Origin of the sequence: Streptomyces sp. NPDC093795 (assembly GCF_044764665.1) — a bacterium.
In the GTDB taxonomy this organism is placed as follows: Bacteria; Actinomycetota; Actinomycetes; order Streptomycetales; family Streptomycetaceae; genus Streptomyces.
Genome location: NZ_JBIWIO010000013.1, coordinates 142,114 through 168,181, shown reverse-complemented (window position 1 = coordinate 168,181; position 26,068 = coordinate 142,114). Strand labels below are relative to the sequence as shown.

The window sequence follows — 26,068 nt, the reverse complement described above, 5'->3', positions numbered from 1 at the left end:
AGGGAGGACGAGGGAGGACGTCGGTCCGACTACAGGAGGGTGAGGGCAGGGTATGGATACGCGGCACACAGAGGAGACGGACGCCGGCCGGGAGTCGGGCCCCACGGAGGCGGGCGTCGAAGCGTCCGCCGTGCCCGGTGACCTCACCTTCCGGCCCCGCACCGCCCTGGTCACCGGCGCGGACTCGGGCATCGGGCGAGCCGTCGCCGTCCGGCTGGCCGAGCAGGGCCTGGACGTCGGCATCACCTGGCACAGCGACGCGGAGGGCGCCCACGCCACCGCCGACGAGGTGCGGCGGCACGGCCGTCGAGCCGTGGTGGAGCACCTGGACCTCACCCGGCTCCCCGAGGCGGCGGACGTCGTCGACCGGCTCGCCGACGCGCTCGGCAGGATCGACGTCCTCGTCAACAACGCCGGGACCGGCACCGCCACTCCGGTCCTCGACCTGGACCTGGCGACCGTCCGTCAGGTCCTGGACGTGGACCTGGTCGGACCGCTGCTCTGCTCCCAGCGGGCGGCCCGGCGCATGATCGCCCAGGGCGGCGGTGGCCGGATCGTGAACGTGACGTCCGTCCACGAGCACCAGCCGCGGGTGGGCGCGGGTCCGTACTGCGCGGCCAAGGGCGGGCTCGGGCTCCTGACCCAGGTCATGGCCCTGGAGCTGGCCGAGTACGGCATCACGGTCAACGCCGTGGCCCCCGGTGAGATCGCCACGCCGATGACCGGTCAGGAGGACACCGACGTACGGCGGGAGTCCCGGCCCGGTGTTCCGCTGGGACGACCCGGGGACGCCCGGGAGGTCGCCGCCGTCATCGCCTTCCTGGCCGGCCCCGACGCCTCGTACGTCACGGGCGCGTCCTGGGCCGTGGACGGCGGCATGCTGCGCATGGGCCCGATGGCGGGGTCCCATCTGCGGGAGAACGACTGGCGGCGGCCCTGAGGGGTGGCTGGCCGGGGGCGCGCTCGCGGGAGGGCTGGGGGCGCTCACGGGGAGGGGCGAGGGAGGCGCTCGCGGGGAGCGCCGGGGGTGGCGCAGAATGGGCGGCTCGGATCGGAACGTGCTGGACATGGGGGCCGCGTAGTGCGCGTGTTGTTGTCGACGTATGGGTCGCGCGGGAGCGTCGAACCGATGGTGGGACTCGCGGTGCGGCTGCGGGAGTTCGGCGCGGACGTGCGGGTGTGCGCACCGCCGGACGAGGAGTTCAAGGCGTTGCTGGCGGGGTCCGGGGTGCCGATGGTGCCGGTGGGGCAGCCGGTGCGTCCGTTGGTGGCGTCGGTGAGGCCCGGGTCGGCGGCCGGACTCGCGCGGCGTGCGGCCGATCTGATCGCCGCTCAGTTCGGGACGGTCGCCGCGGCGGCCGAGGGGTGTGACGCGCTCGTGGCGACCGGCCCGTTGCCCGTCACGGCCGGCGCGCGGTCGGTGGCCGAGAAGCTGGGCGTCCGTTACGTGCACGCCAGCCACCAGCCGGTCGTCCTGCCGTCGCCGCACCAGCCGCCGCCGGCGCGGCGGGGCCGGCCGCTTCCCCCGGGGGTGGCCGACAACCGGGCGCTGTGGGACGTGGACGCACAGAACGCGAACGACATGTTCGGTGCGGAGATCAACGCGCACCGGGCGGCGATCGGCCTGGCCCCGGTGGACAACGTCCGCGACTACGCGTTCACCGGTACCCCGTGGCTCGCCACCGACCCGATCCTGAGCCCGTGGCGGCCGACGGAACTCGACGTGGTGCAGACCGGCGCCTGGATCCGGCCGGACGGACGTCCGCTCCCGCCGGACCTCGCGGCGTTCCTGGACGCCGGGGAACCTCCGGTGTACGTGGGGTTCGGGAGCATGCCCCCGGGCGCCCTGCAGGACGTCGCCCGGGTGGCCGTCGAGGCGATCCGGGCACAGGGCCGGCGCGCGATCGTCTCCCGTGGCTGGGCCGGTCTGGCCCTCGTCGACGACGGGGACGACTGCCTCGCCGTCGGCGAGGTGAGCCATCAGGAGCTGTTCGCCCGGGTGGCCGCCGTCGTGCACCACGGCAGCTCGGGCACCACCACGACGGCCGCCGTGGCCGGGGTGCCGCAGGTCGTGGTGGCGCAGGGCGCGGACCAGCCGTACTGGGCCGACAGGGTGGCGGCGTCCGGCATCGGCGTGGCGCACGACGGCCCGATGCCGACGGTGGAGTCCTTGTCGGCCGCGCTCGACACGGCCCTGGCCCCCTCCACGCGGGCGCGTGCGGCGGCCATGGCCGGTACGGTCCGCACCGACGGGGCGGCGGTGGCCGCGCGCCTGCTCCTCGACTCGGCCGGCTGAGGTCGGCCGAGTACGGAGGCGTGCTACTGCTCCGCGCGGCCTGCCCGGCGGGCCCAGAGGATCAGGGGGACCTGGAGGGGAAGTCGTGCGTACGCGAGGGCCCTTGCGGGCGTCGATCGGTTCCGCCAGTCGTAGGCCATCTTGACGTTGGCCGGGAAGACCCCCGCGAAGAACAGGGCCGTGGCGTGGGCGCTCACACGTCGGGTCGCCGGGAGCGCGAGCCCCGCGGCCAGGGCGAGTTCCACCGCGCCGCTGGCAGCGGTCCAGGTGCGCGGGCTGCCCGGCAGAGCGCGCGGCACGGTGGCGTCGAACTGCTTGGGGGCGACGAAGTGGGCGACGCCCGCCGAGGCGAGCAGACCGGCGAGCAGGAAGGCGGAGCGTGCGGGCGAGGGCATCGGATTCCTTCGGACGGGAGGGCCGGGCTCAGGCGGGCGAACGTTAGTTACTGAGGGGTAAGTATGCCGGAGTCGGCGGCGTCCTGTCCTGCCCTCCACGCCTCGGAATCGGAGCCGTCCTCGTCGTGTCGCGTCGGCATACGGGGGCCGTCGGCGGGGCGTTCCAGGTGGTCGAGCAGGCGGCGGAGCGCGGTGTGGGCCTGCGGGGCGGTGTCCGGGCCGGCGATCAGGTGCGTCAGGGCGCGGTGGGCGCGGTGCCGTGCGCGGCCGGTGCGTCCGGCGCTGCGGTCGGCGAAGGCGCGTGCGTAGTGGGCGAGGGCCGTGGCCCAGGTGTCGTCGCGGTTACGGAGCTGGGCGAGGGCGCGGCGGGCGGTCCGGGCGGCGGTCTCGGGCGAGGTGGGGGCCTGGACGACGGCCAGGGCCGCGAGGCTGACGGCGGGCGGGGGGCCGCCGGGGGCCGCCTCCGGGATGGTGTCGGCCGCCAGGCGGTAGTACCGGGCGGCCGCCTCCGTGTCCTGCCGTCGCCAGGCCAGAGTGCCGTGCACGTGGGCGATGCGGCCGACGAGGGCGTCGTCGCCGGCCATGACGGCGGCGGGCCAGGCGAGGTCGAGGAGGCGGTGGGCGCTTCGCGGGTCGTGGTCGGCGATCAGCCAGGCCGCCAGCCATCTGCCGCGTGCCACGAGCGGGCTTGCCGGCGGAAGGTGGGGCAGCAGGCCGAGGAGGAGCCGGGCGCCCTCGCCGGCGCGGTCATGAACCGCCCACCAGAACCAGAGACGCAGCACGATCTCCAGGGCCGTCTCGGTGTGCTCGCCGGGGGGAGAAGGAGGATCGGCAGAGCGGTCGGGCGCGGGGGCGGGGGCGGGCGCCCCCTCGGGTACGCGGTCGGGCGCGGGGTGGGGCGCTCGCTCGGGTACGCCGTCGGGCGCGGGGTCGGTCGCGTGGTCGGGCGCACCCTCGGGCACGCAGGCGGGCGCGGGGTCGGGTGCCCCCTCGGGTACGCGGTCGGGCGCGGGGTGGGGCGCTCGTTCGGGTACGCGGTCGGGCTCGGCGTCCGTCGTGCGGCCGGGCTCGCGCTCGGCGCGGGCCAGCGCCCGGGGGACGAGTGCCATGAGGTCGTCGTACTCGTCCAGGACGATCCGCAGGGCCTGCTGCTGGAGTCCCATGTGCCACAGCGTCTCGGCCACCGCCGCCACACCGCGGTAGTGGATCGCGTGCCGGGCGAGCACGGCGGGGAACTCACCCGCCCCGCGGAGCCGTTCCGTGCCGAAGTCCCGTGCGGCGCGCGCCATGCGGTAGCGGGGCCGGCGTACCGCACCCGGCTCTCCGTGCACCCGAAGTACCCCCGCCGCGCTCAACATGGCGAGGCTGGAGGGGACCTGGTCCGGTTCGACCTCGGCTCCCGAGCACAGGAGGGCGGCCGTCGCCTCGGTGAACGAGCCCTCGAAGACACTCGCGCGGTGCCACACCCTCCGTACGACCGGATCGCACAGCGCGTGGACCGCGCCCATGGACGCGGCCAGGGACCGGTGCCGTCGGAGCCCATGGCCCGGCCCTGTCAGCCAGCACTGGTCCGACTCCAGGCGGGCGCCGAGTTCGCGGAGCGTCCCGTCGCCCAGCTGACCGGCGGCGAGCTCGATCGCGAGGGGTACCCCTTCGAGAAGTCGGCACACCCTCCTGACGTCCGGCAGGTCGGAGTCCTCCACCGGCCGGGCGCCGGGCGTGGGGGACGGCGTGCGGGCCAGGAAGAGCTCGACGGCGGGGGACGGTTCCGGCCCGTCCGCCGGGGAGTCGACCTCCAGGGGTGCGACACGCACCACGCGTTCGTCACCGAGGCCGAGCGCGCGGCGGGCGGTCACGAGGATCCGCAGCCCGGGCACGGCCATCAGGAGGCGCTGGACGAGGCCCGCGCACTCGGTGTGTACGGGGTCGACGTCGTCCAGGACCAGCAGGAGGGGCTCGGCCGGTACGGCGCGCACCGCCGTGACGACGCCCATGTCGTCGTGGGCGGTGGCCGGCGCCCGGCGGACGCTCGCGGTGTCCGGGCCCCGCGGTGGCACGGTGGCGGTGTCCGGGCCCAGTGGTGCCACCGCGGCGTCCTGGCCCCGCGCTGTCACGGTCGCGGCGCCCCGGCCCCGCGTTGGCACGGTCGCAGCATCCGGGCCCTGCGGTGCCACCGTCGCGGCGGTGAGGGCGCGGACGAGCCGTGCCGTGAGGGCGCGCGGCCCCACGGGCACACCGTCGTGCCAGCGCACCCGGACCACGGCCCGCCATGCCCCGTCGCCCGGGGAGTCGGCGACGGTCAGGGCGAGCCGGCTCTTGCCGACCCCGGCCGCCCCCGTCACGGTCACGAGCCGGTTCCGGGCCAGGGCCGCCCGGAGTTCGGCCAGCTCCGCGTCGCGGCCCACGAGGCCGCCCGTGCCCCTCGGCCGGGCGCCGGGCGCCCGCCCGGGGTCGTCGCCACACGTCCACACCTTCGGGTGCTCCACCACCTGGTCGCCTCGCTTCGATCGGGGACGCCGTGCTCCCGCGGCCTCGTTTCGGCACGGAACCCGCAGGCCCCGCGTGCAGAACCGTCACTGCAAACGGCGTCACGGCAACCCCAACGCGGGAGCGGCCGCCGGGTGGCGCCGCCGGGCGCCGGACCACCCTCCATGACGAACGGCCGAACGCGTGACGCAGACGAGCGCTCGCTGCGGTCATGTACTCCCCCGAACCGGGTAGTCGCCCGTGTGCCCAGCCTTTGGGCGTCGTGGGCCTCCGTCGGCGGCGTCCGGCATCGCGGAAGGAAGGACGATCTCCGATGCGGTTCCACGATCATCGACAGGCCGGTAGGGAACTCGCCGCCCGACTCGTCGCGCGGGCGGCCGGCGGAGGTCTCGCGGATCCCGTCGTACTCGCACTCCCACGTGGCGGCGTACCCGTCGCGGCCGAGGTGGCCCGCGCTCTCGGAACCCCGATGGACGTGCTGGTGGCACGCAAGATCGGTATGCCCGACCGGCCCGAGGTCGGCGTCGGCGCCCTCGTGGGTGAGGACGCGCCCGTCTTCGACGAGGCGAGCCTGGCGATGCTCGGAATGAGCGAGGACGAGTTCGCCTCCGAGGTCGCCCGCCAGCGCTCCGAGCTGCACCGCCGCGAGGATCTGTACCGGCAGGGCAGGCCGGCGCCCGCCACGGCCGGCCGGACCGTCGTCCTCGTCGACGACGGGCTCGCCACGGGCGTGACCGCGCGCGCCGCCCTGCGCCATCTGCGCGGCACGCGCCCGGAGCGGCTGATCCTCGCCGTACCGGTGTGCTCGCGGGAGGCCCACGACGCCATGCGCCGCGAGGCGGACGAGGTGATCTGTCTGCACCGGCCGGAGTCCTTCCGGTCGGTCGGCGAGTGGTACGAGGAGTTCCCCCAGGTCACCGACAACGAGGTGATCTCGACCCTGCGCACCCCCAGGCTCACCCCCACGACGATGCTCGGCCCCGGTAGCGACCTCGATCAGGTCTTCGAGCTCGCGCAGCAGCTTCGGGTGGACTCCGTCCGGGCCAGTACGGCCGCGGGGTCCGGGCACCCCACCTCCAGCCTGTCCGCCGCCGACCTCATGGCGGTCCTGCTGACCCGCCACCTGCGGTACGACTGGGAGGCGCCCGGCGACCCGGCGGCCGATCACCTCGTCTTCTCCAAGGGGCACGCCTCGCCGCTGCTCTACGCGATGTTCAAGGCGGCCGGCGCGATCGGCGACGACGAGCTGGTGACGACGTACCGCCGCTTCGGCCACCGGCTGCAGGGCCACCCCACGCCCGTGCTGCCGTGGGTGGACCTGGCCACGGGCTCGCTCGGCCAGGGCGTCGCGTACGGCGTGGGGATGGCGCTCGCGGGCCGTGACCTGGAGAAACGTGACTTCCGCGTGTGGGTGCTGTGCGGCGACAGCGAGATGACCGAGGGTTCGGTGTGGGAGGCCCTCGACAGGGCGGGGCACCACCGGCTGGCCAACTTCACCGCCCTCGTCGACGTGAACCGTCTCGGTCAGTGCGGTCCCACCGAGCTGGAGTGGGACACCGACGCCTACGCCCGCCGCGTGGAGGCGTTCGGGTGCCGGGCGATCGTGATCGACGGCCACGACGTCGAAGCGATCGACCGGGCCCTGACCACCGCCGCCGACGGACAGGCACCCACCGTCGTCGTCGCCAGGACCGTCAAGGGGCGCGGCGTGGCGGAGGTCGCCGACAAGAACGGCTGGCACGGCAAGCCACTGCCGCAGGACATGGCGGACCGGGCCGTCGCCGAACTCGGCGGCGTACGCGACCTGCGGGTGCGCGGCCCCCTGCCGCCTGCCGCACCGTCCACGTCCCCGCCCCGCTCCGCCGTTACGGAGACTCGGGACGTCGAGCTCCCCGCGCTCCCCCGCTTCGACGTCGGCGACGAGGTCGCCACCCGCGTCGCCTTCGGGGCCGCTCTCGCCGCACTCGGCGCCCGTCCCGACGTCGTCGCCCTGGACGCCGAGGTCGGCAACTCCACCCACGCCGAGGACTTCCGCAAGGACCACCCCGAGCGGTACTTCCAGAGCTACATCGCCGAGCAGCAGATGATCGCCGAGGCCGTCGGCATGGCCGTACGCGGGTTCCGTCCGTACGCCACCACCTTCGCCGCCTTCCTCACGCGCGCGCACGACTTCATCCGCATGGCCGCCGTCTCACAGATCAGCATGGCCCTGTGCGGGACGCACTGCGGCGTCGAGATCGGCGCGGACGGCCCCTCGCAGATGGGGCTCGAAGACCTCGCCATGATGCGCGCCGTCCGCGGCTCCACCGTTCTCTACCCGAGCGACGCCACCTCGGCGGCGGCCCTGACCGTGGCCATGGCCGATCTCGACGGCATCTCGTACCTGCGCACCACCCGTGGGGCGTACCCCGTGCTCTACCCCGACGGCGAGACCTTCCCCGTGGGCGGTGCCAAGGTCCTCCGCAGGAGCGCGCACGACCGGGTCACGCTCGTGGGCGCCGGCGTCACCCTCCACGAGTGCCTCGCCGCCGCCGAGCGTCTTGCCGACGACGGCATTCCCGCGCGCGTCGTCGACCTGTACTCCGTCAAGCCGATCGACACCGACGTCCTCACCGCCGCGGCCCGGGAGACCGGTGCACTCGTCGTGGTCGAGGACCATCGTCCGCAGGGCGGGATCGGCGAAGCCGTCCTGTCCGCCCTCGCCCCGACCGGCCACCACCCTGCCTTCGCCCATCTCGCCGTCACCGGCCTTCCGAGCTCGGGCACCACGGATGAGCTTCTTGAGGCGGCCGGGATCTCGCGCGCCCATATCGCCGGGGCCGCGCGCCGGCTCGTCGAGCGGTAGAGGAGCGGTGGACGAGCAGGGCCGGGCGGTGGTGGCTCCGCCCGCGCGCCGCTGCCCGGTTGGAGGGGAAGCGTCCGGGCAGCGGCACCCGGCGGCTGCCCGGACGCGGCGCGCCCATGCGCGATCGGTTCACCGGGAATGCGCGTGTCCGGGGAGTAGTGCCGCTCGTCACGGGTAACCGCCGGACCGGGCTTCGGGCGGGCGTATCGGGGCACTGCGGCCCGGCCCGGGAAGAGACGGGAAGGTGGCAGAGCGATGAAGGCCGTCACATGGCAGGGCCGGCGGCGGGTCTCGGTGGAGACGGTGCCGGACCCGACGATCCAGGAACCCACCGACGTGATCGTACGGATCACCTCGACCGGGCTGTGCGGTTCCGACCTCCATCTGTACGAGGTGCTGGGGCCGTTCCTCGATCCGGGGGACGTACTCGGGCACGAGCCGATGGGTGTCGTGGAGGAGGTGGGCCCCGACGTGCGGCGGCTCCGGCCCGGCAGCCGTGTGGTGGTGCCGTTCAACGTCTCGTGCGGCACCTGCGCGATGTGCGCGCGGGGGTTGCAGTCCCAGTGCGAGACGACGCAGGTGCACGCCTACGGCACGGGCGCGAGCCTGTTCGGGTACACCAAGCTGTACGGGCAGGTGCCGGGCGGGCAGGCCGAGTACCTTCGGGTGCCGTTCGGGGACAGCCTTCCTGTCCCCGTCCCCGAGGGGCCGCCGGACGACCGCTTCGTGTACCTCTCGGACGTCCTGCCCACGGCGTGGCAGGCCGTGCAGTACGCGGAGGTGCCGCCCGACGGCTCGGTCGCGGTGCTCGGCCTCGGTCCGATCGGGGACATGGCCTGCCGGATCGCGCTCCTGCGGGGAGCCGGTGTCGTCGTCGGCATCGACCCGGTGCGGGAGCGGCGCGACCGCGCCGCGGCCCGTGGCGTGCACGTGGTGGATCCGTCCGGGGCCGACGGTGAACTCGTCGACGTGGTGAAGGACCTGACGGAAGGCCGGGGTCCGGACGCCGTCATCGACGCCGTCGGCATGGAGGCCCACGGGGCGCCGCTCGCCCAGGGGCTGCAGACGCTGGTCGCCCATCTGCCCGACGCCCTGGCCGGGCGCCTGATGCGCCGCTATGGCGTCGACCGGCTCTCCGCGCTGCATCTGGCGGTCGAGCTGGTACGCCGCGGGGGCACGGTGTCACTGGCAGGGGTGTACGGGGGCGCGGCCGACCCGATGCCGCTCTTCGCGATGTTCGACAAGCAGCTCCGGCTCCACATGGGCCAGGCGAACGTCCTGCGCTGGGTAGACGACCTGCTGCCGCTGCTCGCCGACGACGATCCGCTGGGTGTGGACGACTTCGCCACCCACCGCCTCCCTCTCTCCGCGGCGCCGGACGCCTACGAGATGTTCCAGACGAAGCGGGACGGAGCGGTGAAGATTCTCTTCACACCGTGAGCAGTCCTGTCCGCTCTGTGACCGGTCCCGCTCCCACCGTGGGTGATCCCTTCGCGCTGTGGGTGAGGGCCGCCCGTCCGGGCGAGTGTCGGCCTCGGCAGCGGGTACCCGCCGCCGCGAGACGTCCGCGCACGGGACGTGCGTACCGAGGAGGTGGTGCGAGATGCCCCCCAGCACCGTACGAAGGGACGTGGGCCGCAGGCGCCGGACGGTGCCGGCCGCCCTGCTGGCCGCGAGCGCGGCAGCCGTGCTCGTCCTGGCCGGATGCTCCGACGACGGCTCCGACGGCGCCGCCGAGGAGCGCGCGGACGCCACCACGGCCGTCTGCGAGGAACTGGCCGGCCTCCAGGACCACAGCAGCGAGATGCGGAACATCGACTCGTCCGAGACCGTCCAGGGCATCCAGGACATCCGGGCCGACATGGTCGACGACATGGGCAGCATCGAAAAGGCCGCCGAGGACGCCGGCGTGAGCATCGACGCGCTCCAGGCCGCCTTCCAGAAGCTGGACGTCGCCATGGACCACCTGGACAGGAACATGAACGCCCCGGCCGCCCTCAGTCAGGTCACCCCGCACCTGGACACGCTGGACAAGGAGATCAAGAACACGGAGGACCTCGCCGGCTGTGTCCGTGCATGAGGCCGATGTGACGAGCGGTGGGCGCTGTCAGCCCTCCACCCCGGTGGCCGTGTGGGCGGCGCCCACCGGTTTGGACTCCGGGGAGCCGCGCTGCGGGCGGGCCTCGGCGTGCAGCCGGCCGCCGTGACCTTCCAGCCGTCGGGGAAGGAGGCGAGATAGACGCTGGCGCGCGCGAACACCACCCGGGCCTGCCCGCCGTAGACGTCGGTGACGACCGGTTCGCCTGCGGCGGCGGTGGCGGGATCGAGTCCGGCCAGGACGGTGGGGCAGGGACCGTCCTGCTCCACCTGTTCGCGGGTACCGGGCGCCAGGGCCGCGCAGGCGCCATCCGGGTCGGACGCGCGCAGAGACGCCCCGAAGTCCAGGGCCGCCCAGCACGCGGCGGAGGCTCTCTGCTCGTCGTCACCGCATCCGGCGAGCCCCAGTGACAGGGCGTGACAGGGCGCTCATCAGGAGAAGGGCGGTGGCCGGACGCATGGGACGAGGATGGTCCGCCGTACGGCGACGGCCCCGATCGGGTGGCCTGACACGCGGAGGGTTGACCCGTGCGGCGTACCGGCCGCCGCAGGGCGTTTGTGGGCACGTGGGGTGGTCAGGGGCGGGGCCGCGGGCGAGGACGGCGGGTCCGGGGGCGCGGCGGTGCCGGGGGCAGGGATGCGTCCGCCGCCGAGGGCGGCGGACGCGGGTGATCAGGGTGCCGCCGCCGGGGCGGGCGGCGGCCCCGGGGTCCAGCGCAGTACGGCGCCGAGACCGCCGGCCGGGCCCCGCATGTCCTCGGGGACCACGAGCACCTCGGAGTCGGCGGCCACGCAGGCGCGTAGCAGGGCGTCGTCGGCGCGGGCCTCTTCGGGTCCGCCGTACCCCCAGCCCCTGGCCTCGGTACGACCGAGGGCGATGTCGTACGCGCCGGAGCCGACCCACACCGGCCGCCCGGCGTCGGAGCCCCCGTGACCGAGCAGCAGGGTGGCGACCTGGTGCTCCCTCACGGCCTCCACCACCGCCGGTACGCCTTCGGCAGCCGACCCGGGACCGGTGTCGAAGGCCGACTCGCGGTGTTCTCCGGGCCGCCCCCGGCCCGCGTGGAAGGCGTCGAGTGTGCGGCGTACCCGTTCGCGGGCGAACCGCGCACGGGCCTCCTCGACCTCACGGCCGAGCTCTTCGGTGGACGCGCCGGACGCCCGGCGGCCGTGCTCCACCTCGACGGCGAGGCTCCGCAACCGCTGCGGGAGCCGGTCCCGAACGGCCTTGCGCTCGCGTGCGTCCCCGGCCAGGACGAGGAGGGTGCTGCCGTCCTGTGGGCAGCGCCGGGCGAGTTCGGTGGCGATGGTGTCGGCGGTCTCCTCCCAGGCGCCCTCGATCTTGTTGCTGTAGTGCCACGCGTACCGGTCCTGGGGCATGCTGCGGTGGCCACGGCCCTGCCACTCCTCCCCCTCGACCTGGCCCACGGCCTCCCTGCCCTCGGTGCCCCACACCTCCAGGTCGGCGCCCATCCGGTCGATCAGGGCCACCTGGCACCGCGGTTCGTCGCCCCGCAGGAACATCAGGGGCGTGATGTGCGGAAGGCCCGTCCAGGTCACTTCCGCCGCGGGCGGGGCCGCCCCGAGGGGCAGGTCGAGCACGACCTCACCGGCCGTCGCGAAGAGGGCCCGGCCCGGCGGAGCGCCGGAGGTCGGCTCGGCCGCGAGCCGTCCGGCGATCGCTCTGAGAGTGGCCGGATCGGCGCCGTCGTCGACGAGCTGTCCGAGCACGGCACGGTCACGCAGTTTCTGGATCTTCGCCCCGCCCTCGGTCGCCCGGCTCGTCTCGATGAAGACGGAGGCCCAGGGGCCGGGGTGCTCCAGGAGAGGCTTCAGGAAGTCGAGGTCCATGGTGTCTCCAGGTGCTTCGGAACGGACAGAAGGGTGTCCCCGGGATGCTTCGGAAGGGGCAGGTTCTCCGGATGCTCCGACAGGTGCAGGTTCTTCGGACGCTCCGGAAAGGCGGGGCGATTCCCGGATGCTCCGGAACAGGCGCCGGCGCCGGAGCCTCGCTCCGGTCGGTGGCGGGCTCGTCTCCTCTCACATGCCGCGGCGCTTCTGCCTCTCCTGCTCCTCGTCCTCCTCCTTCCCCCGCTCGCCCTCCGCCTGGGAGGGGGTGGTCTGCCGCATCACGTCGTCGCCGTCCGACGCGTGCTTGCTCGGCTCGGTCCCGGGGTCGTTCCCGCGGTCCTTCCCGCGCTCGCTCATACGCTTGTCCATGCGCGCGTTCATAGGGTCCTCCGCTTCGTCAGGTGGCTTCCGAGGAGCGTGTGTCCTCGGAGTCGTCCACCGCGGTGTCCACATGCATCGCGGCCTCCTCCGCGGGCGCGGCGCCGTCGTCCAGGCCCACGTCCCGGGCGACCGCGCGGTCGATCCGGCCCGGAGACGCGTCGACCGGCGCCAGGCGTCCGGCGCGGGTGGCGCCCGCCTCCTCGTCGACGGGTTCCCCGTCGCCTTCCGGGAGGTCGCCGATGCCGTCGCCCTCAAGAGGCGGTTCCTCGGGGATCTCCTGGGCGAGCCTGTGGTCGAGCGTGTCGCCCTCCCGCTGTTCCCGTGGCGTGGTGCCGTACCGGTTGACGCCCCGGGGGCGGTCGGGCGGGGAGTAGCCGGGGACGGCCATGTCGTCGATCGGGTCCGTCACCAGCGCGTTGTCGGGGTCGAGAGCGCCGGAGGGGCGGTTGGACGCGTCGGAGTGGGTGGGCTGGTACACGTCGTCGCCGCGGGCCTCGTCCGGGCCGGGCTGGTCGGCATGGGTGTCCGGGTCGGACTCGTTGTGGGTCATGGCCGGTGCCTTTCGTCTCGGTCTCGGTGGGGGCGGGGTGGGGGCCGGTCCGCCGGTCGCAGGTCGGTCGGTGGCCAGGGTCACCGGTCAGTCGGTGGCGAGGATGATCGCGTACACGAGGAAGAACAGGGCGCACACGACGACGAGCACCCACAGGAGCACCAGGGGGCCCTTGCCCCAGCCCCGGCGGAGCGGCCGGTACGGCCCCGTCCCGGTGCTCGTGCCCGATTCCGCCGGCGGGGTCTCGCCCGGCCGGGTGGTTCCGCCGTCGGGGAGGTCCCGGGGGTCGGGGTCGGGGTTGCTCGGTCTGGTCATGACGTTCATCTCCCTGCGTAATGCGAGGTGTGAGGCCGGACGACCGAACAGTCGTACGACCGACCGCGACGACCCGACGAGTCCCCGGGTCCTACATGGCACGGAGCGCGGGCAGGAGCTTCGTCTCCGCCCAGCGGAGGAAGGGCAGCTGGTGTGCGCCGCCGACCTGGACGAGGGCGAGGTCGGTGAACCCGGCCTCGGCGAAGGGGCGGACCGCTTCCACGACGGCGTCGACGTCGTCCCCGCAGGGGATGCTCTCCGCCACGTCCTCCGGGCGGGTGTGCTCGGTCGCCTGGGCGAAGCTCGCCGGCAGGGGAAGCTCGGCGTTGAGGCGCCAGCCGCCGAGCGACCAGCGGAACTGCTCGTGGGCTCGGGCCACCGCCGCCTCCCGGTCGGTGTCGTAGCAGATGGGGAGCTGTCCGATGCGGGGCTTGCCCGCGCCGCCCTGCGCGTCGAAGGCGTCCACCAGTTCACGCTTCGGCTCCGTGGCGATCAGCAGGTCGCCGTGGCGCCCGGCGAGCGCGCAGGAGCGGGGGCCCGAGGCGGCGATGCCGACGGGTGGCGGTGTGTCGGGGACGTCCCACAGTCTGGCGTCGTCGACCTGGTAGTGCCGCCCGTGACGTGTCACGTACTCCCCCTTGAAGAGGGCGTGGATGATCTCGGCGGCCTCGTCGAGCATGTCCAGGCGGACGCGTGCCGAGGGCCAGCCCTCGCCGACGACGTGCTCGTTGAGGTTCTCGCCGGAGCCGAGACCGAGCCGGAACCGGCCTTCGGAGAGCAGTTGCAGGGTCGCCGCCTTCTGCGCGACGACCACGGGGTGGTAGCGGAACGTCGGGCAGGTCACGAAGGTCATCAGCGGAATGCGGGAGGTCGCCTGGGCGGCCGCGCCGAGGACGCTCCAGGCGTACGGAGCGTGTCCCTGCTCCTCCAGCCAGGGGAAGGAGTGATCGGAGATCACGGAGAAGTCGAAGCCGATCTGCTCCGCCTCGACCACGTGCCCGACGAGCTCACGGGGCCCTGCCTGCTCGGTCATCATCGTGTATCCGATACGCATCATGCCCCGCGACTTGCCACGGCGGGCATGCCTGAAACGGGCCATTTGCCGGAGACTCGTCCGGACGGACGGCGTGGCCGGAGAAGGTTCCGGCGTGCCCTGCGCACGGTCCCGGCGACCTCGCGTCCCTCGGGAGGCCCGGGGCCCCCGTACCGCTGGAGTTCTCGGATGGCGTGTCACGGGCGGGCCGGTAGCGTGGACGCCCTGGGGGACGAACCGGGCCGTACCGACACGGCCGGCCGGACAACCGGGAGTCGGCCTTGGCGAAGTACGCGCTCGTGGTCATCGACATGCTCAACACCTACCGGCATCAGGACGCGGACCAGCTCGTCCCGTCGGTGAAGAGCACCCTTCCCGGCATCGTCGATCTGCTGCGGCGCGCCAGGGCGGCGGGGATTCCGGTCGTCTACGCGAACGACAACTTCGGCCGCTGGCGCTCCCACCACGGCCAGATCCTCGACATGGCCCTCTCCGGCCGCCACCCCGAGCTCGTCGAACCGGTCAGGCCCGACGACGACTCCCTGTTCGTCGTCAAGGCCCGCCACTCCGTCTTCTACGAGACGCCTCTCGAGTATCTGCTGCGCAGCCTGGACGTCGACGCGCTCGTCCTCACGGGGCAGGTCACCGAGCAGTGTGTGCTCTACTCCGCCCTGGACGCGCACATCCGGCACTTCGGCGTCACCATCCCCCGGGACGCGGTCGCCCACATCCACGAGGACCTCGCGGACGCGGCGCTGCGGATGGTGGAGCGGAACATGGGCGGTCGCATCGTCGACGCCGCCGACATTCCGTGGTGAACCCGGTGACTGTGGCTGTGCCGGTGGCTGTGGCTTTACGTGCTAGTCGTCGGCGCTGGGTACGTCGAGCGGGTCGCCCGGCGCCTCCTTCCGGGCCGCCTCCATGCGGTCGCCCAGTTCGAGCAGCCGGTTGCGCCCCATGGCCTTGCGGACGTCGGGGAACCACTCCTGCTCCTCCTCCTCGACGTGGTGGCGCACGTTCTCCATGAGGACGGTCATCTTGGCGTCGAACCGTTCGTCCTTCGAGTCGAGCCCGCGGAGCTCCGAGAGCATCCACAGCACGACGTGGTGCTCCTCGACGCTTTCGAGGACGTGATCGGTGGTGTCCGGGGCGGCGTCCCGGGCGGCGGGGTAGAAGACCTTCTCCTCGATCCACGTATGGGTGGTGAGTTCCCGGATCACCTCGTCCGCGATCTCACGCTTCCGCGCGTACGCGTCGTCACCCGCCCGCTCGAACTCCTTGAACAGCTTCTCCACGGTCTTGTGGTCTTCCCGGAGCAGTACGATCCCGTCCATCACGAGCCCCTTCCTTGCTTGAGTGGCCACCCGGCCGGTGATTCGAGGCGGACCGCCCCACTGTCAGGATTCCTCGGAGACCGTCTCGACGAGGTCCCCGACCTGCCGCTCGGGCAGGGCCCGGGCGACGTCGGCCTGGGCGATGATGCCGACGAGGACGTGGCTGTCGATGACGGGAACCCGGCGGATCTTGTGCTCGCTCATGACGCTCAGCACCCGCTCGACGCTGTCGTCCGCCTGGACGGTGACGATCTCGTCCTGGGCGCACTCGCCGGCCGTGCACTTCCCGGGGTCCTTGCCCTTCGCGACGGCCTTCACGACGATGTCGCGGTCGGTGAGCATCCCCTTCAGCTTCTCGTCGGGGCCGCAGATGGGCAGCGCGCCCACGTTCAGCTCGACCATCTTCCGAGCGGCCTCGACGAGGGTCTCGGAGGAGCGGACACAGGTCGCGTCGGGGGTCATGATGTCGCGTGCGGTGGTCATGTCTATCGCCTGCACTCACGGTCGTGGTGGCGGTGTCTCACGGGCACCTGCCCCGTCCCGGGCCCCTCACTCATCGCCCGGTGACCGGCGGTGGGCGACCTGACCGGACCAAGGGCGGGCGTCGCGACCGGCTCACCGGCGGACGTCATGAACCGTCCCACGGGCGCGCGTGGCCGGTCACGAGCCGTCGAGCGCCTCGACGATCGCCGTCGAGAAGGCGTCGAGGTCGTCGGGCTTGCGGGAGGTGATCAGGGGGTGGGTCCCTGAGGTGTCGACGACGACCTCCTGGTCCACCCATTCGCCCCCGGCGTTCTCGAGGTCGGGGCGGAGCGACGGGTAGGACGTCAGCTTGCGGTCCCGGGCCAGCCCGCTGTCCACGAGGAGCCAGGGGCCGTGGCAGATGGCGGCCACCGGCTTGCCGGCCTCGGCGAAGGCCGAGACGATGCGCCGTGCCTCGTCGTCGACGCGCAACTGGTCGGCGTTGAGGGTGCCGCCCGGCACGACGACCGCGTCGAACCCGTCGGCGGTGGCGTTCTTCAGCGTCGTGTCGGGCTGGAGGATGGAGCCCGGCTCGCGGTCCGAGACGAGGGTCTGGACGCCCTCGTCCTTCTGCGCGGCCAGCGTGACGCCGGCGCCGGCCGCGCGCAGGACGTCCATCGGCTTCTTCAGTTCGTCCTGCTCCGTCCCGTAGTTCGTGGTGAGGACGAGGACGTTCTTGCCCTCAAGGACGTTCTTGCCTTGGAGGGCGTTCTTTCCGGCGAGCGACACGGCGTGTTCCTCTCTTGCGATCGAACCCCCCGTCGTCCGTGCGGCTGACCGCGTGGGCTGCCCTCAAACCTGCCGGAGAGGAGAGGAGTTCCGCGGCGCACATGATCTGGTGCAGATGGGGGCAACCGCTCGGGGGACCGAGGGCTTCGCGCCGAGGACCGGCCGGCCCCTGAGGCAATGGAGGTGCCGCCATGGTTCCCCTTCTTCTCGTCCTCCTCGTGATCCTGATCCTCTTCGGCGCGGGCTTCGCGCTCGACGTGCTCTGGTGGATTGCCATCGTCGTGCTCGTGCTGTGGCTGCTGGGCTTCCTCATGCGGAGCGGTGGCGGTCGCTGGTACCGGTGGTGAGGCGGGGATCCCTCGACAACGGAAGACACCGTGCCCCGGACATCGTCCGGGGCACGGGCACGTCCGGGGCACGGGCACGTCCGGGGCACGGCGGAGCCAGGGCGCGGCGGAGCCAGGGCGCGGATGCAGTAGCGGTGCCGACACACCACTACGAATTGCGGCAGAATCGTGTCAAACAGCACCACAACGGGCATCCTTCCTTCAGGACGCTCGACTGACGGGACCCCCGCCGGCCCGCCCCGGGCCGGTGACGCGGGCCCTCCGCCACCGTCGAAGGAGCTTTCATGGCCACCGTCGGAGACCGCTCGGTCACCTCGCACCACGCGCCGGAAGCCGCTGGGTCGCCAGGAGCCGTGACGCGCCGGACAGCGCTCGACGGCCTCCCGGAGCCGACCCGTCCCACCGCCGTCTCCACGGACGACGCCCGGACACTCTCCGTCGCGCTCTTCGAACGGCTGCGGGTCCTGGAAGAGGGGACCCCGGAGCACGCCTACGTCCGCAACACCCTCGTGGAGCTCAACCTCAGCCTGGTCAAGTTCGCCTCCCGCAGGTTCAGGAACCGTGCCGAACCCGTGGAGGACATCATCCAGGTCGGCACGATCGGGCTGATCAAGGCGATCGACCGCTTCGACCCCGAGCGCGCCGTCGACTTCTCCGCCTTCGCGCTGCCCACGATCGTCGGCGAGATGAAACGTTTCTTCCGTGACACCAGCTGGGCGGTACGGGTGCCTCGGCGCCTCCAGGAGATGCGGATCGACCTGGCCAAGGCGGCGGACACCCTGGAACAGGGCCTCGGCCGGCGCCCCAGCCGCGCCGAGCTGGCCGCGCAGCTGCACCTCACGGAGGACGACGTCACCGAGGGCCAGCTCGCGGCGCACGGCTACGCGGCCCGCTCCCTCGACGTCCCCGCGGGCGACGAGGACTCGGCGCCGGGCGCGAGCCCGCGGCACCTGGCCACCTGCGAGCCCTCGTACGAGCTGATCGAGTCCCTCACGTCGCTGCGGCCACTGCTCGACCGGCTGCCCGAGCGTGACCGGACCATCCTCGAACTGCGCTTCGGCGAGGAACTCACCCAGGCGGAGATCGGCCGCCGGATCGGCCTCTCCCAGATGCATGTCTCGCGCCTGCTCACCCGGATCCTCGGGGAGCTCAGGGCGGGTCTCCTCCAGGAGGAGGACTTCACGACGGAGGGGACGGACGGCTGATCTCCAGCCACACCACCTTGCCCGCCACTCCCTGCCCCCGGTCCTCGCTGCCCCAGTCGCCGGCCAGCCGGTCGAGCACCATCAGCCCGTGACCACCGGGCAGCGCGGGCGACCGTGCCCCCTGTACGCGGGGGTGCTCGGGGCTGGCATCGGCCACCTCCACCCGCAGCCCGCTCCGTCCGTGCCGCAGGACCAGCTCCTCCGGGCCGCCGGCGTGCAGGCACGCGTTGGTGACGACCTCCGACACGAGGAGCAGCACGTCCTCGATCCGCTCTTCGGCCTCTTCGGTCTTCGGGGGGATCCAGCCCCAGTCCGTCAGCGCCTCGGCGGTGAAGTCCCGGCAGCGCGAGACCACGCCCCTGGTCCCGTACAGCGCGAGTCGGCGCACCTGCTCGGGGGAACCGTCAACGCTCTGGGACATGTTGCCCGCCGCCTTCGTGGCCGGGCCCGGAGAGTGCCTCGTCCGTGCTCTCGTACACCTGGAAGACACCCCGGGCGCCGGTGATGTCGAACATCCGGTCCACCGGCGGGCGCAGTCCGGCGAGGTCCAGCCTCCCGCCCGCCTCCAGCACCCGCATACGGGCTCTGAGCAGCACGTTGAGCCCGGAGGAGTCGCAGAATCCGAGGCCGGAGCAGTCGACGATGATCCGCCCGCTGCCGTCCCCCTGTTCCAGGGCCTCGCGCAGCGGCTCGACGCCGTCGCGGTCGAGTTCTCCCACCAGCACCAGGACGACGGCGTCCCCGCTCGGCACGGGCCGGACGTCCACGCCGAACCGGCCGGAGAGGTCCTCCTCCTCTTCCCCCGCCCGCTCTTCGTCCACCATGCGCTTCACCAGCCTTCTCGTTACCTTTTGCCCTTTCTACACCTCTTCCACGCCCCCGCCGCGCCCACGTTGCCCGGTGTCGACGGCGGCGCGTGGTGCGGGGTGCCGTGGCACGCAGACGGCGCCCGTACGAGGTGCGGGCGCCGTGGAAGCGGGATGCGCGGGCCAGGGTCAGCCGCGGACGATGTTCTCCGCCTGCGGGCCCTTCTGGCCCTGCGTGATGTCGAACGTCACGGTCTCGCCCTCGTTGAGCTCGCGATAGCCGTTGCCCGAGATGTTGGAGTAGTGAGCGAAGACGTCCGGTCCTCCTCCGTCCTGGGCGATGAAGCCGAAGCCCTTCTCGGAGTTGAACCACTTCACGGTGCCGCTGGCCATGCTCGTCCTTCTGGTCAATCCGGCAGCGGCCCCGGTGTCGGGCCGCTGCGGAGCCCTCTTGCGGGCGTCCACTCCAGTCCTCCCCCGCCCCGCCGGTCCCTACACACACCATTCCGATCTTCTTACAGCGTTCTTGCGCGCCCGCGCGCGAGCGGTCACTCCACCGACTCCCACCACGCCCCGCCCCGGGTGTCCCCGGCCCGTGGCGGCTCGATCACGCCCTCGCGGAGGGCGAGCCGGGAGACGATGCGGTAGCGGTCGCCCCGGTAGAGCGAGCGGACGTACTCGACCGGCCTGCCCGTGGTGTCGGAGGTGGTCCGGTCGAAGAGCAGGGCGGGCGAGAGGACCGGGACGTCGAGGAGGGCCGCCTCCTCCTCGCTCAGTACGGTCGGCTCGATGGACTGGACGGCGTGGGCCGTCCGGATGCCGCGCTTCTCGCGCAGGTGGGCGTAGAAGCCGCCCTCCATGTCGGCGGCGGTGAGTCCGGGCACGAGTTCGGCCGGAAGGTACAGGTGTTCCAGGGCGATCGGGGCGCCGTCGACCTGGCGGAGGCGAGTGACGTGCACCAGCTGCGCCGCCGGGGAGAGCGTCAGCTTCCGGCCGATCCGCGCGCCTGCCCGTACGGTACGGAGTTCGAGGACCGTGCTCGTCCAGGCACCCCTGCCCCGGGGCGCGCCGGCCGTGTGGTGCTCGGCGACGAGTTCCTGGGTGATCTTGGCGGGTGCCACGAACATGCCCCGCCCGTGCTCCCGTACGAGCAGGCCCGTGGCGACGAGTTCGTCGACGGCGGCGCGCAGGGTGGGCCGGGAGACCCCGAGGGTGGCGCAGAGGGTGCGCTCGGAGGGGATGGCGTCGCCGGGGCGGCGGCCGTCGATCACGGTCAGCAGATACTGCCGTACCCGCTCGCGCTTGAGCTCCATCGTGTCCCCTCCCGGTGTGCCGCCGGCCCGGGGGCCTCCTCCCCGGTGCGCCTCCGGCCGGAGGGCCCCCTCCCCGGTGCGCCGTCGGCTGGGGGTCAGTATGCATCTCCCTCGGTGGAGGAGGTCACGAGGCCGTCGCGGGTGAAGTCGAGCCGGGAGACGATGCGGTAGCGGTCGCCGCGGTAGACCGAGTGGACGTACTCGACGGGGCGGCGGGCGGTGTCGAGGGTGAGGCGTTCGATGAGGAGCGCGGGCGAGAGGACGGGGACGTCCAGGAGCGCGGCCTCGTCCTCGCTGACGACGGTGGGCTCGATCGACTGGGTGGCCTCCTGGACGTGGACCCGGTGGTGCTCCCGCAGGTGGTCGTAGAGGTCGCCCGCTTCGAGTTCCTCCGGGGTGAGTGCCGCGCCCACCAGATCCGCCGGGATGTGCAGGTGCTCGATGGCCATGGGCGCGCCGTCGACCAGGCGGAGCCGTGCGACGTAGAGGAGTTCGGCGGCGGGTGAGAGGCGCAGGCGGCGTCCGATGCGGGCGCCGGCCCGGACGGTGGCGGACTCCAGGACGGTGCTCGACCAGCTGCCGGAGGCGCGGGGGACGGTGAAGGCCGCGTCGTCCGGGGCGAGTCGCTGGGTGATCTTGGCGGGTGCGACGAACATGCCGCGGCCGTGCTCCCGTACCAGCGCGCCGGTGGCGACGAGTTCGTCGACGGCGGCGCGCAGGGTGGGGCGGGAGACCCCGAGGGTGGCGCAGAGGGTGCGCTCGGAGGGGATCGGGTCGCCGGGGCCGCCTCCTTCGATCAGGCCCAGCAGGTGCTCCCGAACCCGCTCCCTCTTCAGCACTCCGCTGGAGGAGCCGTCCTTCATGCCACTTCTCCCTGACTGGTCAACTGGTAAGTCCGATAGTAGCGGGCCCGGTTGACCTGACGATGGGTGAACAGCTCATGTTTTTCAAGGGATTGACGGCTCCTTCGGTCCATGCCACCTTCTGGTCACACACCTGACCACTTGACCAATTGGTCAACCATGCATCGAGGTGCCCGTGAAGACTCGTCCCCTCGCCGGCCCCGTCGCCCTGGCGGCGGCCGTCGCGCTCGCCGCCACGGCCTGTGGCGGATCCGGCGACCCGGTGACCTCCGGCGGACCGGAGAAGGTCACCGTTTGGATCATGAAGGACAGCGTCACCGACGCCTTCCTCGCCCGCTTCCGCTCCGGCTTCGAGGCGGAGCACCAGGACATCGACCTCGACATCCAGATCCAGGAGTGGGACGGCATCGGCGAGCGGGTGACGGCCGCCCTGGCCAGCAAGGACGCCCCCGATGTCATCGAGGTCGGCAACACCCAGGTCGCGCAGTACGCGGCGAGCGGCGGCGTGCGCGACCTCAGCGAGAAGACCACCGAGCTGAACGGCGCCGACTGGCTGCCCGGGCTCGCCGAGCCCGGGAAGGTGGACGGCAGGCAGTACGGCATCCCGTGGTACGCGGCCAACCGCGTCGTGATCTACCACAAGGACCTCTTCGCCGAGGCCGGCGTCACCGCGCCGCCGAAGACGCAGGCCGAGTGGCTCGCCGCCACCGCGAAGCTCGACCGGGGCGCCACGCAGGGCATCTACCTGCCCGGCCAGAACTGGTACACCCTGTCCGGCTTCGTCTGGGAGGAGGGCGGCGACCTCGCCGTCCAGGACGGGACGAGGTGGAAGGGGGCGCTGGACACCCCGCAGGCCCTCGCCGGCATGGACTTCTACCGGAAGCTCCAGGCCCTGGGGAAGGGTCCGAAGGACTCCGACGAGGCGAAGCCTCCGCAGGCCGAGGTCTTCGCCAAGGGCGACGTCGCCCAGATCATCGCCGTGCCCGGCGGCGCGAAGATCGTCGAGGAGATCAACCCCGCGCTCAAGGGGAAGCTCGGTTTCTTCCCCGTCCCCGGCAAGTCCGCGGAGAAGCCCGGCGCGGTCTTCACCGGCGGCTCCGACCTCATCGTCCCGGAGGCCTCGACCCACCCCGAGGCCGCCTACGAGGTGGTCAGGGCGCTGGCGGGCGAGAAGTGGCAGACGGACATGGCGAAGACGATGAGCTACGTCCCCAACCGCACCTCCCTCGCTCGTGTCATCCAGGACGACGAGGGCACGGCCGCCATGGCCGCCGGCGCGGCGCAGGGCCGGGCGACGCCGAACTCCCCCCAGTGGGCGGCCGTCGAGGCCACCAACCCGATCAAGCAGTACATGACCGCCGTACTCACCGGCACCGATCCCGCACGGGCGGCCGCGACCGCCTCGCAGAGCATCACCAAGACCCTCGGCTCGTGAGACGGCCGAACGGGCCGGCGCTCTGGCCCTACCTCCTGGTGGCCCCGACCGTCCTCGGCGGCGTGCTCCTCCTCGGATACCCCCTCGTCCGCAATCTGCTGATCTCCTTCCAGGAGTACGGCATGGGCGAACTCATCCGTGGCGGCGCCGGGTTCGTGGGGCTGCGCAACTACCGGACCGTCCTCACCGACCCCGAGTTCTGGGAGGTCGTCCGGCGCACCTTCTGGTGGACCCTGGTCAACGTCACGCTGATCATGGTGATCGGCACCCTGGTCGCCCTGATGACGCAGCGGCTCAGCCGGCGGATGCGCGTCCTGGTGACGACGGGGCTGGTCCTCGCCTGGGCGAGCCCGGTCATCGCCACCACGACCGTCTTCCAGTGGCTCTTCGCCTCCCGCCTCGGGGTGGTCAACTGGGTGCTGGTCCAGCTGGGGTTCGCGTCCTTCGAGGGCTACTCCTGGCTGGCCGACGGCCCGGCCGCGTTCACCGTCCTGGTCCTGCTCGTGGTCTGGCAGTCGGTCCCCTTCGCCGCCATCACGCTGCACTCGGCGCTCCTCACCGTCCCCGCCGAGCTGTACGAGTCGGCCCGGCTCGACGGGGCGGGAGCCTGGCGGATCTTCCGCTCGGTGACGCTGCCGCTCCTGCGGCCGATCTTCGGTCTCGTCCTCTGTCTCGAGGTCATCTGGGTCTTCCGCTGCTTCGCCCAGATCTGGGCCGTGACCAAGGGAGGGCCGGGCGAGGCGACGACCACCCTGCCCGTGTACGCCTACCAGGTGGCCAGGTCCCTGCACCGGTACGACCTCGGGGCGACCGTCTCCACCCTCACCGTCCTGCTCCTCGTGGCCGTGCTCCTCGCCTACTTCCGCCAGATGCTCCGACAGGAGGCCGACCGGTGACACCGCGCGCCCTGCGCCGACTTCCCCTGAACACCGCCGCGGCGCTCGTCTTCGTCCTGGCCGTCTTCCCGGTGTACTGGATGGTCCTCACCGCCTTCCGGCCCACCCGCGACATCCAGTCCGAGACCCCGCGGTTCCTGCCCGGCTCCGTCACCCTGGAGCACTTCCGGAACGCGGTGGCGGCCGACGGCTTCTGGATCTTCTGGCGCAACAGTCTGCTCGTCACCGCCGGATGCGTCCTGCTCGCACTGGTGGTGGCGCTCGCCGCCGCGTTCGCCGTGGCCCGGATGCACTGGCGCGGCCGGCGGGGCTTCATCCTCATGGTCTTCATCGCCCAGGTGGCGCCCTGGGAGGCGCTGTTGATCCCGATGTACGTCATCGCCAGGGACGCCGACCTGCTCGACCGGCTCGCGACCCTCAGCCTGGTCTACTTCATGATCACCCTGCCCTTCACCATCGTCACCCTCCGCTCCTTCCTTGCCGCCGTCCCGGCCGAACTCGAAGAGGCCGCGCAGGTCGACGGCTGCACCCGCGCCGCCGCCTTCCGCCGGGTCACCCTCCCGCTGCTCGCCCCCGGTCTCCTCGCGACCTCGCTCTTCGGGTTCATCACCGCCTGGAACGAGTTCGCCTTCGCCAACATGCTGATCATCAAGAACCAGGACGACCGGACCCTGCCCGTGTGGCTCTCGTCCTTCTCCAACGTCTTCGGCACCGACTGGGGCGCCACCATGGCCGCCTCCACCCTCTTCGCCCTGCCCGTCCTCGTCCTCTTCCTGGTCCTGCAAGGCCGGGTCGCCGCCGGAATGACCGGCGGAGCCGTGAAGGGATAACGCCCCGCGATGCCCCTGCCCCGACTCGTTCCCGAACCCGCCCCCCTGTCGCTCCAGCCCCGTCTGGTCCCCGAGCCCACCCGGCTCTCGGTCCTGCCCGGCTCGTTCACCTTCGACGCCACGACCGCGCTCAAGGTCTCGCCCGGCGCGGAGGCCGCCGCCGACCTGCTCCGTGCCCTCCTCCGCCCGGCCACGGGGCTGCCGCTGCCCGCGCGCTCCGACGGCGCCGTCGTCCTCGCCGTCGACCCGGCGCTCACCGGCCTCGGCGGGGAGGGGTACGGCCTCACCGTCGGCGCCGAGGGGGTGCTGCTGCGGGCCGCCCGACCGCAGGGGCTCCTCGCCGGCGTCCAGACCTTGCGCCAGCTCCTGCCCGTCGAAGCCCTCCACGACGCGGCCGTGCCCGGCGTCGCCTGGTCCGTCCCCTGTGTACAGATCACCGACGTCCCCCGCTTCCCGTGGCGCGGCTCCATGCTCGACGTGGCCCGCCGCTTCCGCCCGGTCTCCTACCTCAGGCGTTACGTCGACCTCCTCGCCCTCCACAAGCTGAACGTGCTCCACCTCCACCTCACCGACGACCAGGGCTGGCGCATGCCGGTCGCCGCCCTCCCCCGGCTCACCGAGGTCGGCGGGGTGCCGCACGGGGGCGCCTACACCCGGGCCGAACTCACCGGCCTCGTCACGTACGCGACGGAGCGCGGGGTCACCGTCGTCCCCGAGATCGAGATGCCCGGCCATGTCCGGGCCGCCCTCGCCGCCTACCCCGACCTCGGCAACCACCCGGGCCGCACCTATGACGTCTGGGACAAGTGGGGCGTCTGCGACACCATTCTCGGCGTCCACGACGAGGCCCTCGACTTCTGCCGGACCGTCCTCGACGAGGTGATGGACGTCTTCCCCTCCTCGTACGTCCACATCGGAGGCGAGGAGTGCCCCACCACCGAGTGGCACACCTCCCCCGCGGCTCTCCGTCGCGCCGCCGAGGAAGGGCTGCCGGGCCCGGACGCCCTGCACGGCTGGTTCATGGAGCGGGTCGGCCGCCACCTCCTGGACGCCGGCCGGGTGCCGCTCTCCTGGACCGAGAACGGCGCCGACCTCCCGCCGTACTTCACGGTCATGCCCTGGCGGGACGCCGACCACGGCCGCACCGCCGTCCGGCGCGGCCACGAGGTCGTCATGGCACCCCACCGCACCACCTACCTCGACTACCCCCAGTCCTCCAGCCCGGCGGAGCCGCCCGGCCAGGCCGGTGAGGTCGTCGACCTGCGCGCCGTCCACGGCAACGACCCGGCGCCCGCCCACTGGACGCCCGAGGAGTCCGCCCGGGTCCTCGGCGCCCAGGCCCAGCTGTGGACCGAGTACGTGCCCACCGACGCCCACGCCGAGTACCTCACGTTCCCCCGGCTCTGCGCCCTGGCCGAGGTCGTCTGGACGGGCCGTCACGACTGGCCCGGTTTCCAGGATCGCCTCGGCCACCACAGGACCCGGCTCGACGCCCTCGGGGTGCCGCGCCGTCTCTCCCCCACGTCCCCGTGACCACC

Annotated in this window: 27 protein-coding genes and 1 pseudogene; 13 read left to right on the top strand and 15 right to left on the bottom strand. The window is 72.9% G+C overall.

The genetic code is table 11. The features are described 5' to 3' along the window. Positions 1-52 precede the first annotated feature (52 nt). Both ACIRB7_RS30030 and ACIRB7_RS30025 read left to right on the top strand, forming a co-directional pair. Positions 53-940 carry an SDR family oxidoreductase gene (locus tag ACIRB7_RS30030; RefSeq protein ID WP_403604746.1) on the top strand — a complete coding sequence of 296 codons (888 nt, stop codon included), beginning with the start codon at positions 53-55 and terminating at the stop codon, positions 938-940. A 147-nt stretch (positions 941-1,087) separates the two neighbouring features. Beyond that, entirely contained in the window at positions 1,088-2,296 is a 1,209-nt protein-coding gene (locus tag ACIRB7_RS30025; protein ID WP_403604743.1) for a glycosyltransferase, read from the top strand. Between the two features lie 23 nt (positions 2,297-2,319). On the opposite strand, the gene ACIRB7_RS30020 is transcribed toward ACIRB7_RS30025, so the two are convergent. Together ACIRB7_RS30020 and ACIRB7_RS30015 are read right to left on the bottom strand one after the other, a co-directional pair. Beyond that, on the bottom strand, positions 2,320-2,691 hold the full coding sequence (locus ACIRB7_RS30020) for a DoxX family protein (RefSeq protein ID WP_403604740.1): 372 nt from the start codon (positions 2,689-2,691) through the stop codon (positions 2,320-2,322). A gap of 47 nt (positions 2,692-2,738) precedes the next feature. Continuing rightward, positions 2,739-5,180 (bottom strand): ATP-binding protein, encoded by a 2,442-nt coding sequence (locus tag ACIRB7_RS30015; RefSeq protein WP_403604737.1) that lies wholly within the window; start codon positions 5,178-5,180, stop codon positions 2,739-2,741. Positions 5,181-5,389: 209 nt separating this feature from the next. On the opposite strand from ACIRB7_RS30015, the pseudogene ACIRB7_RS30010 reads away from it, so the two are divergent. The 4 genes and pseudogenes from ACIRB7_RS30010 to ACIRB7_RS29995 all read left to right on the top strand — a co-directional run. Continuing rightward, positions 5,390-6,034, top strand: a pseudogene (locus ACIRB7_RS30010) (phosphoribosyltransferase); the annotation flags it as partial. Positions 6,035-6,148: 114 nt separating this feature from the next. Then, positions 6,149-8,023, top strand: a complete 1,875-nt coding sequence (locus tag ACIRB7_RS30005) for a transketolase (protein ID WP_403605060.1) — start codon at positions 6,149-6,151, stop codon at positions 8,021-8,023. Between the two features lie 255 nt (positions 8,024-8,278). Then, positions 8,279-9,463 carry an alcohol dehydrogenase catalytic domain-containing protein gene (locus ACIRB7_RS30000; protein WP_403604734.1) on the top strand — a complete coding sequence of 395 codons (1,185 nt, stop codon included), beginning with the start codon at positions 8,279-8,281 and terminating at the stop codon, positions 9,461-9,463. A 163-nt stretch (positions 9,464-9,626) separates the two neighbouring features. Beyond that, positions 9,627-10,103, top strand: a complete 477-nt coding sequence (locus ACIRB7_RS29995; protein ID WP_403604731.1) for a hypothetical protein — start codon at positions 9,627-9,629, stop codon at positions 10,101-10,103. A gap of 689 nt (positions 10,104-10,792) precedes the next feature. Here the strand turns inward: ACIRB7_RS29995 and ACIRB7_RS29990 are convergent. The 5 genes from ACIRB7_RS29990 to ACIRB7_RS29970 form a co-directional block, all read right to left on the bottom strand. After that, positions 10,793-11,971, bottom strand: coding sequence for a hypothetical protein (locus ACIRB7_RS29990; protein WP_403604728.1), 1,179 nt, complete (start codon positions 11,969-11,971; stop codon positions 10,793-10,795). A 189-nt stretch (positions 11,972-12,160) separates the two neighbouring features. Continuing rightward, complete coding sequence (locus tag ACIRB7_RS29985; RefSeq protein WP_403604725.1) at positions 12,161-12,340, bottom strand: hypothetical protein; 180 nt, start codon at positions 12,338-12,340, stop codon at positions 12,161-12,163. Positions 12,341-12,368: 28 nt separating this feature from the next. Continuing rightward, positions 12,369-12,902: a DUF5709 domain-containing protein gene (locus ACIRB7_RS29980; protein WP_403604722.1), complete on the bottom strand. Its 534-nt coding sequence runs from the start codon at positions 12,900-12,902 to the stop codon at positions 12,369-12,371. 87 nt (positions 12,903-12,989) lie between these two features. Further along, entirely contained in the window at positions 12,990-13,217 is a 228-nt protein-coding gene (locus ACIRB7_RS29975) for a DUF6480 family protein (protein ID WP_403604719.1), read from the bottom strand. A gap of 91 nt (positions 13,218-13,308) precedes the next feature. Next, positions 13,309-14,274: an LLM class F420-dependent oxidoreductase gene (locus ACIRB7_RS29970; RefSeq protein ID WP_403604716.1), complete on the bottom strand. Its 966-nt coding sequence runs from the start codon at positions 14,272-14,274 to the stop codon at positions 13,309-13,311. A 257-nt stretch (positions 14,275-14,531) separates the two neighbouring features. On the opposite strand from ACIRB7_RS29970, the gene ACIRB7_RS29965 reads away from it, so the two are divergent. Continuing rightward, positions 14,532-15,068, top strand: a complete 537-nt coding sequence (locus ACIRB7_RS29965; RefSeq protein ID WP_403604713.1) for an isochorismatase family cysteine hydrolase — start codon at positions 14,532-14,534, stop codon at positions 15,066-15,068. A gap of 42 nt (positions 15,069-15,110) precedes the next feature. On the opposite strand, the gene ACIRB7_RS29960 is transcribed toward ACIRB7_RS29965, so the two are convergent. From ACIRB7_RS29960 to ACIRB7_RS29950, 3 genes are all read right to left on the bottom strand, one after another. Further along, complete coding sequence (locus ACIRB7_RS29960; RefSeq protein ID WP_403604710.1) at positions 15,111-15,584, bottom strand: hemerythrin domain-containing protein; 474 nt, start codon at positions 15,582-15,584, stop codon at positions 15,111-15,113. Between the two features lie 63 nt (positions 15,585-15,647). Further along, positions 15,648-16,067 carry a CBS domain-containing protein gene (locus ACIRB7_RS29955; protein WP_403604707.1) on the bottom strand — a complete coding sequence of 140 codons (420 nt, stop codon included), beginning with the start codon at positions 16,065-16,067 and terminating at the stop codon, positions 15,648-15,650. A gap of 177 nt (positions 16,068-16,244) precedes the next feature. After that, positions 16,245-16,835 carry a type 1 glutamine amidotransferase domain-containing protein gene (locus tag ACIRB7_RS29950; RefSeq protein WP_403604704.1) on the bottom strand — a complete coding sequence of 197 codons (591 nt, stop codon included), beginning with the start codon at positions 16,833-16,835 and terminating at the stop codon, positions 16,245-16,247. Between the two features lie 191 nt (positions 16,836-17,026). On the opposite strand from ACIRB7_RS29950, the gene ACIRB7_RS29945 reads away from it, so the two are divergent. Both ACIRB7_RS29945 and ACIRB7_RS29940 read left to right on the top strand, forming a co-directional pair. Beyond that, positions 17,027-17,182: a DUF5670 family protein gene (locus tag ACIRB7_RS29945; RefSeq protein ID WP_351218433.1), complete on the top strand. Its 156-nt coding sequence runs from the start codon at positions 17,027-17,029 to the stop codon at positions 17,180-17,182. Positions 17,183-17,466: 284 nt separating this feature from the next. Next, positions 17,467-18,387, top strand: a complete 921-nt coding sequence (locus tag ACIRB7_RS29940) for a SigB/SigF/SigG family RNA polymerase sigma factor (protein ID WP_403604701.1) — start codon at positions 17,467-17,469, stop codon at positions 18,385-18,387. On the opposite strand, the gene ACIRB7_RS29935 is transcribed toward ACIRB7_RS29940, so the two are convergent. The 5 genes from ACIRB7_RS29935 to ACIRB7_RS29915 form a co-directional block, all read right to left on the bottom strand. After that, a complete protein-coding gene (locus ACIRB7_RS29935) occupies positions 18,362-18,808 on the bottom strand; it encodes an ATP-binding protein (protein ID WP_403604698.1) in 447 nt (148 codons plus the stop codon). The two genes, ACIRB7_RS29940 and ACIRB7_RS29935, sit on opposite strands and share 26 nt — an antisense overlap. Continuing rightward, positions 18,792-19,211, bottom strand: coding sequence for an STAS domain-containing protein (locus tag ACIRB7_RS29930; protein ID WP_403604695.1), 420 nt, complete (start codon positions 19,209-19,211; stop codon positions 18,792-18,794). The genes ACIRB7_RS29935 and ACIRB7_RS29930 overlap by 17 nt, the downstream gene beginning before the upstream one ends. Positions 19,212-19,382: 171 nt before the next feature. Then, positions 19,383-19,586, bottom strand: coding sequence for a cold-shock protein (locus tag ACIRB7_RS29925; RefSeq protein WP_351218426.1), 204 nt, complete (start codon positions 19,584-19,586; stop codon positions 19,383-19,385). Between the two features lie 155 nt (positions 19,587-19,741). Beyond that, the gene (locus ACIRB7_RS29920; RefSeq protein ID WP_403604692.1) at positions 19,742-20,506 is read right to left on the bottom strand and encodes a GntR family transcriptional regulator; all 765 of its coding nucleotides are present in this window, start codon (positions 20,504-20,506) and stop codon (positions 19,742-19,744) included. A gap of 95 nt (positions 20,507-20,601) precedes the next feature. Beyond that, positions 20,602-21,369 (bottom strand): GntR family transcriptional regulator, encoded by a 768-nt coding sequence (locus ACIRB7_RS29915; RefSeq protein ID WP_351218422.1) that lies wholly within the window; start codon positions 21,367-21,369, stop codon positions 20,602-20,604. Between the two features lie 175 nt (positions 21,370-21,544). Here ACIRB7_RS29915 and ACIRB7_RS29910 point away from each other — a divergent pair, with 175 nt between their 5' ends. The 4 genes from ACIRB7_RS29910 to ACIRB7_RS29895 are packed head-to-tail and all read left to right on the top strand — an operon-like array spanning position 21,545 to position 26,063. Beyond that, complete coding sequence (locus tag ACIRB7_RS29910; RefSeq protein ID WP_403604689.1) at positions 21,545-22,804, top strand: extracellular solute-binding protein; 1,260 nt, start codon at positions 21,545-21,547, stop codon at positions 22,802-22,804. Beyond that, positions 22,801-23,700 carry a carbohydrate ABC transporter permease gene (locus ACIRB7_RS29905; protein WP_403604686.1) on the top strand — a complete coding sequence of 300 codons (900 nt, stop codon included), beginning with the start codon at positions 22,801-22,803 and terminating at the stop codon, positions 23,698-23,700. Before ACIRB7_RS29910 ends, ACIRB7_RS29905 begins: the two co-directional genes overlap by 4 nt. Next, complete coding sequence (locus ACIRB7_RS29900) at positions 23,697-24,530, top strand: carbohydrate ABC transporter permease (RefSeq protein WP_403604683.1); 834 nt, start codon at positions 23,697-23,699, stop codon at positions 24,528-24,530. The genes ACIRB7_RS29905 and ACIRB7_RS29900 overlap by 4 nt, the downstream gene beginning before the upstream one ends. 9 nt (positions 24,531-24,539) lie before the next feature. Next, positions 24,540-26,063, top strand: coding sequence for a beta-N-acetylhexosaminidase (locus tag ACIRB7_RS29895; protein WP_403604680.1), 1,524 nt, complete (start codon positions 24,540-24,542; stop codon positions 26,061-26,063). The last annotated feature ends 5 nt before the right edge of the window (positions 26,064-26,068 follow it).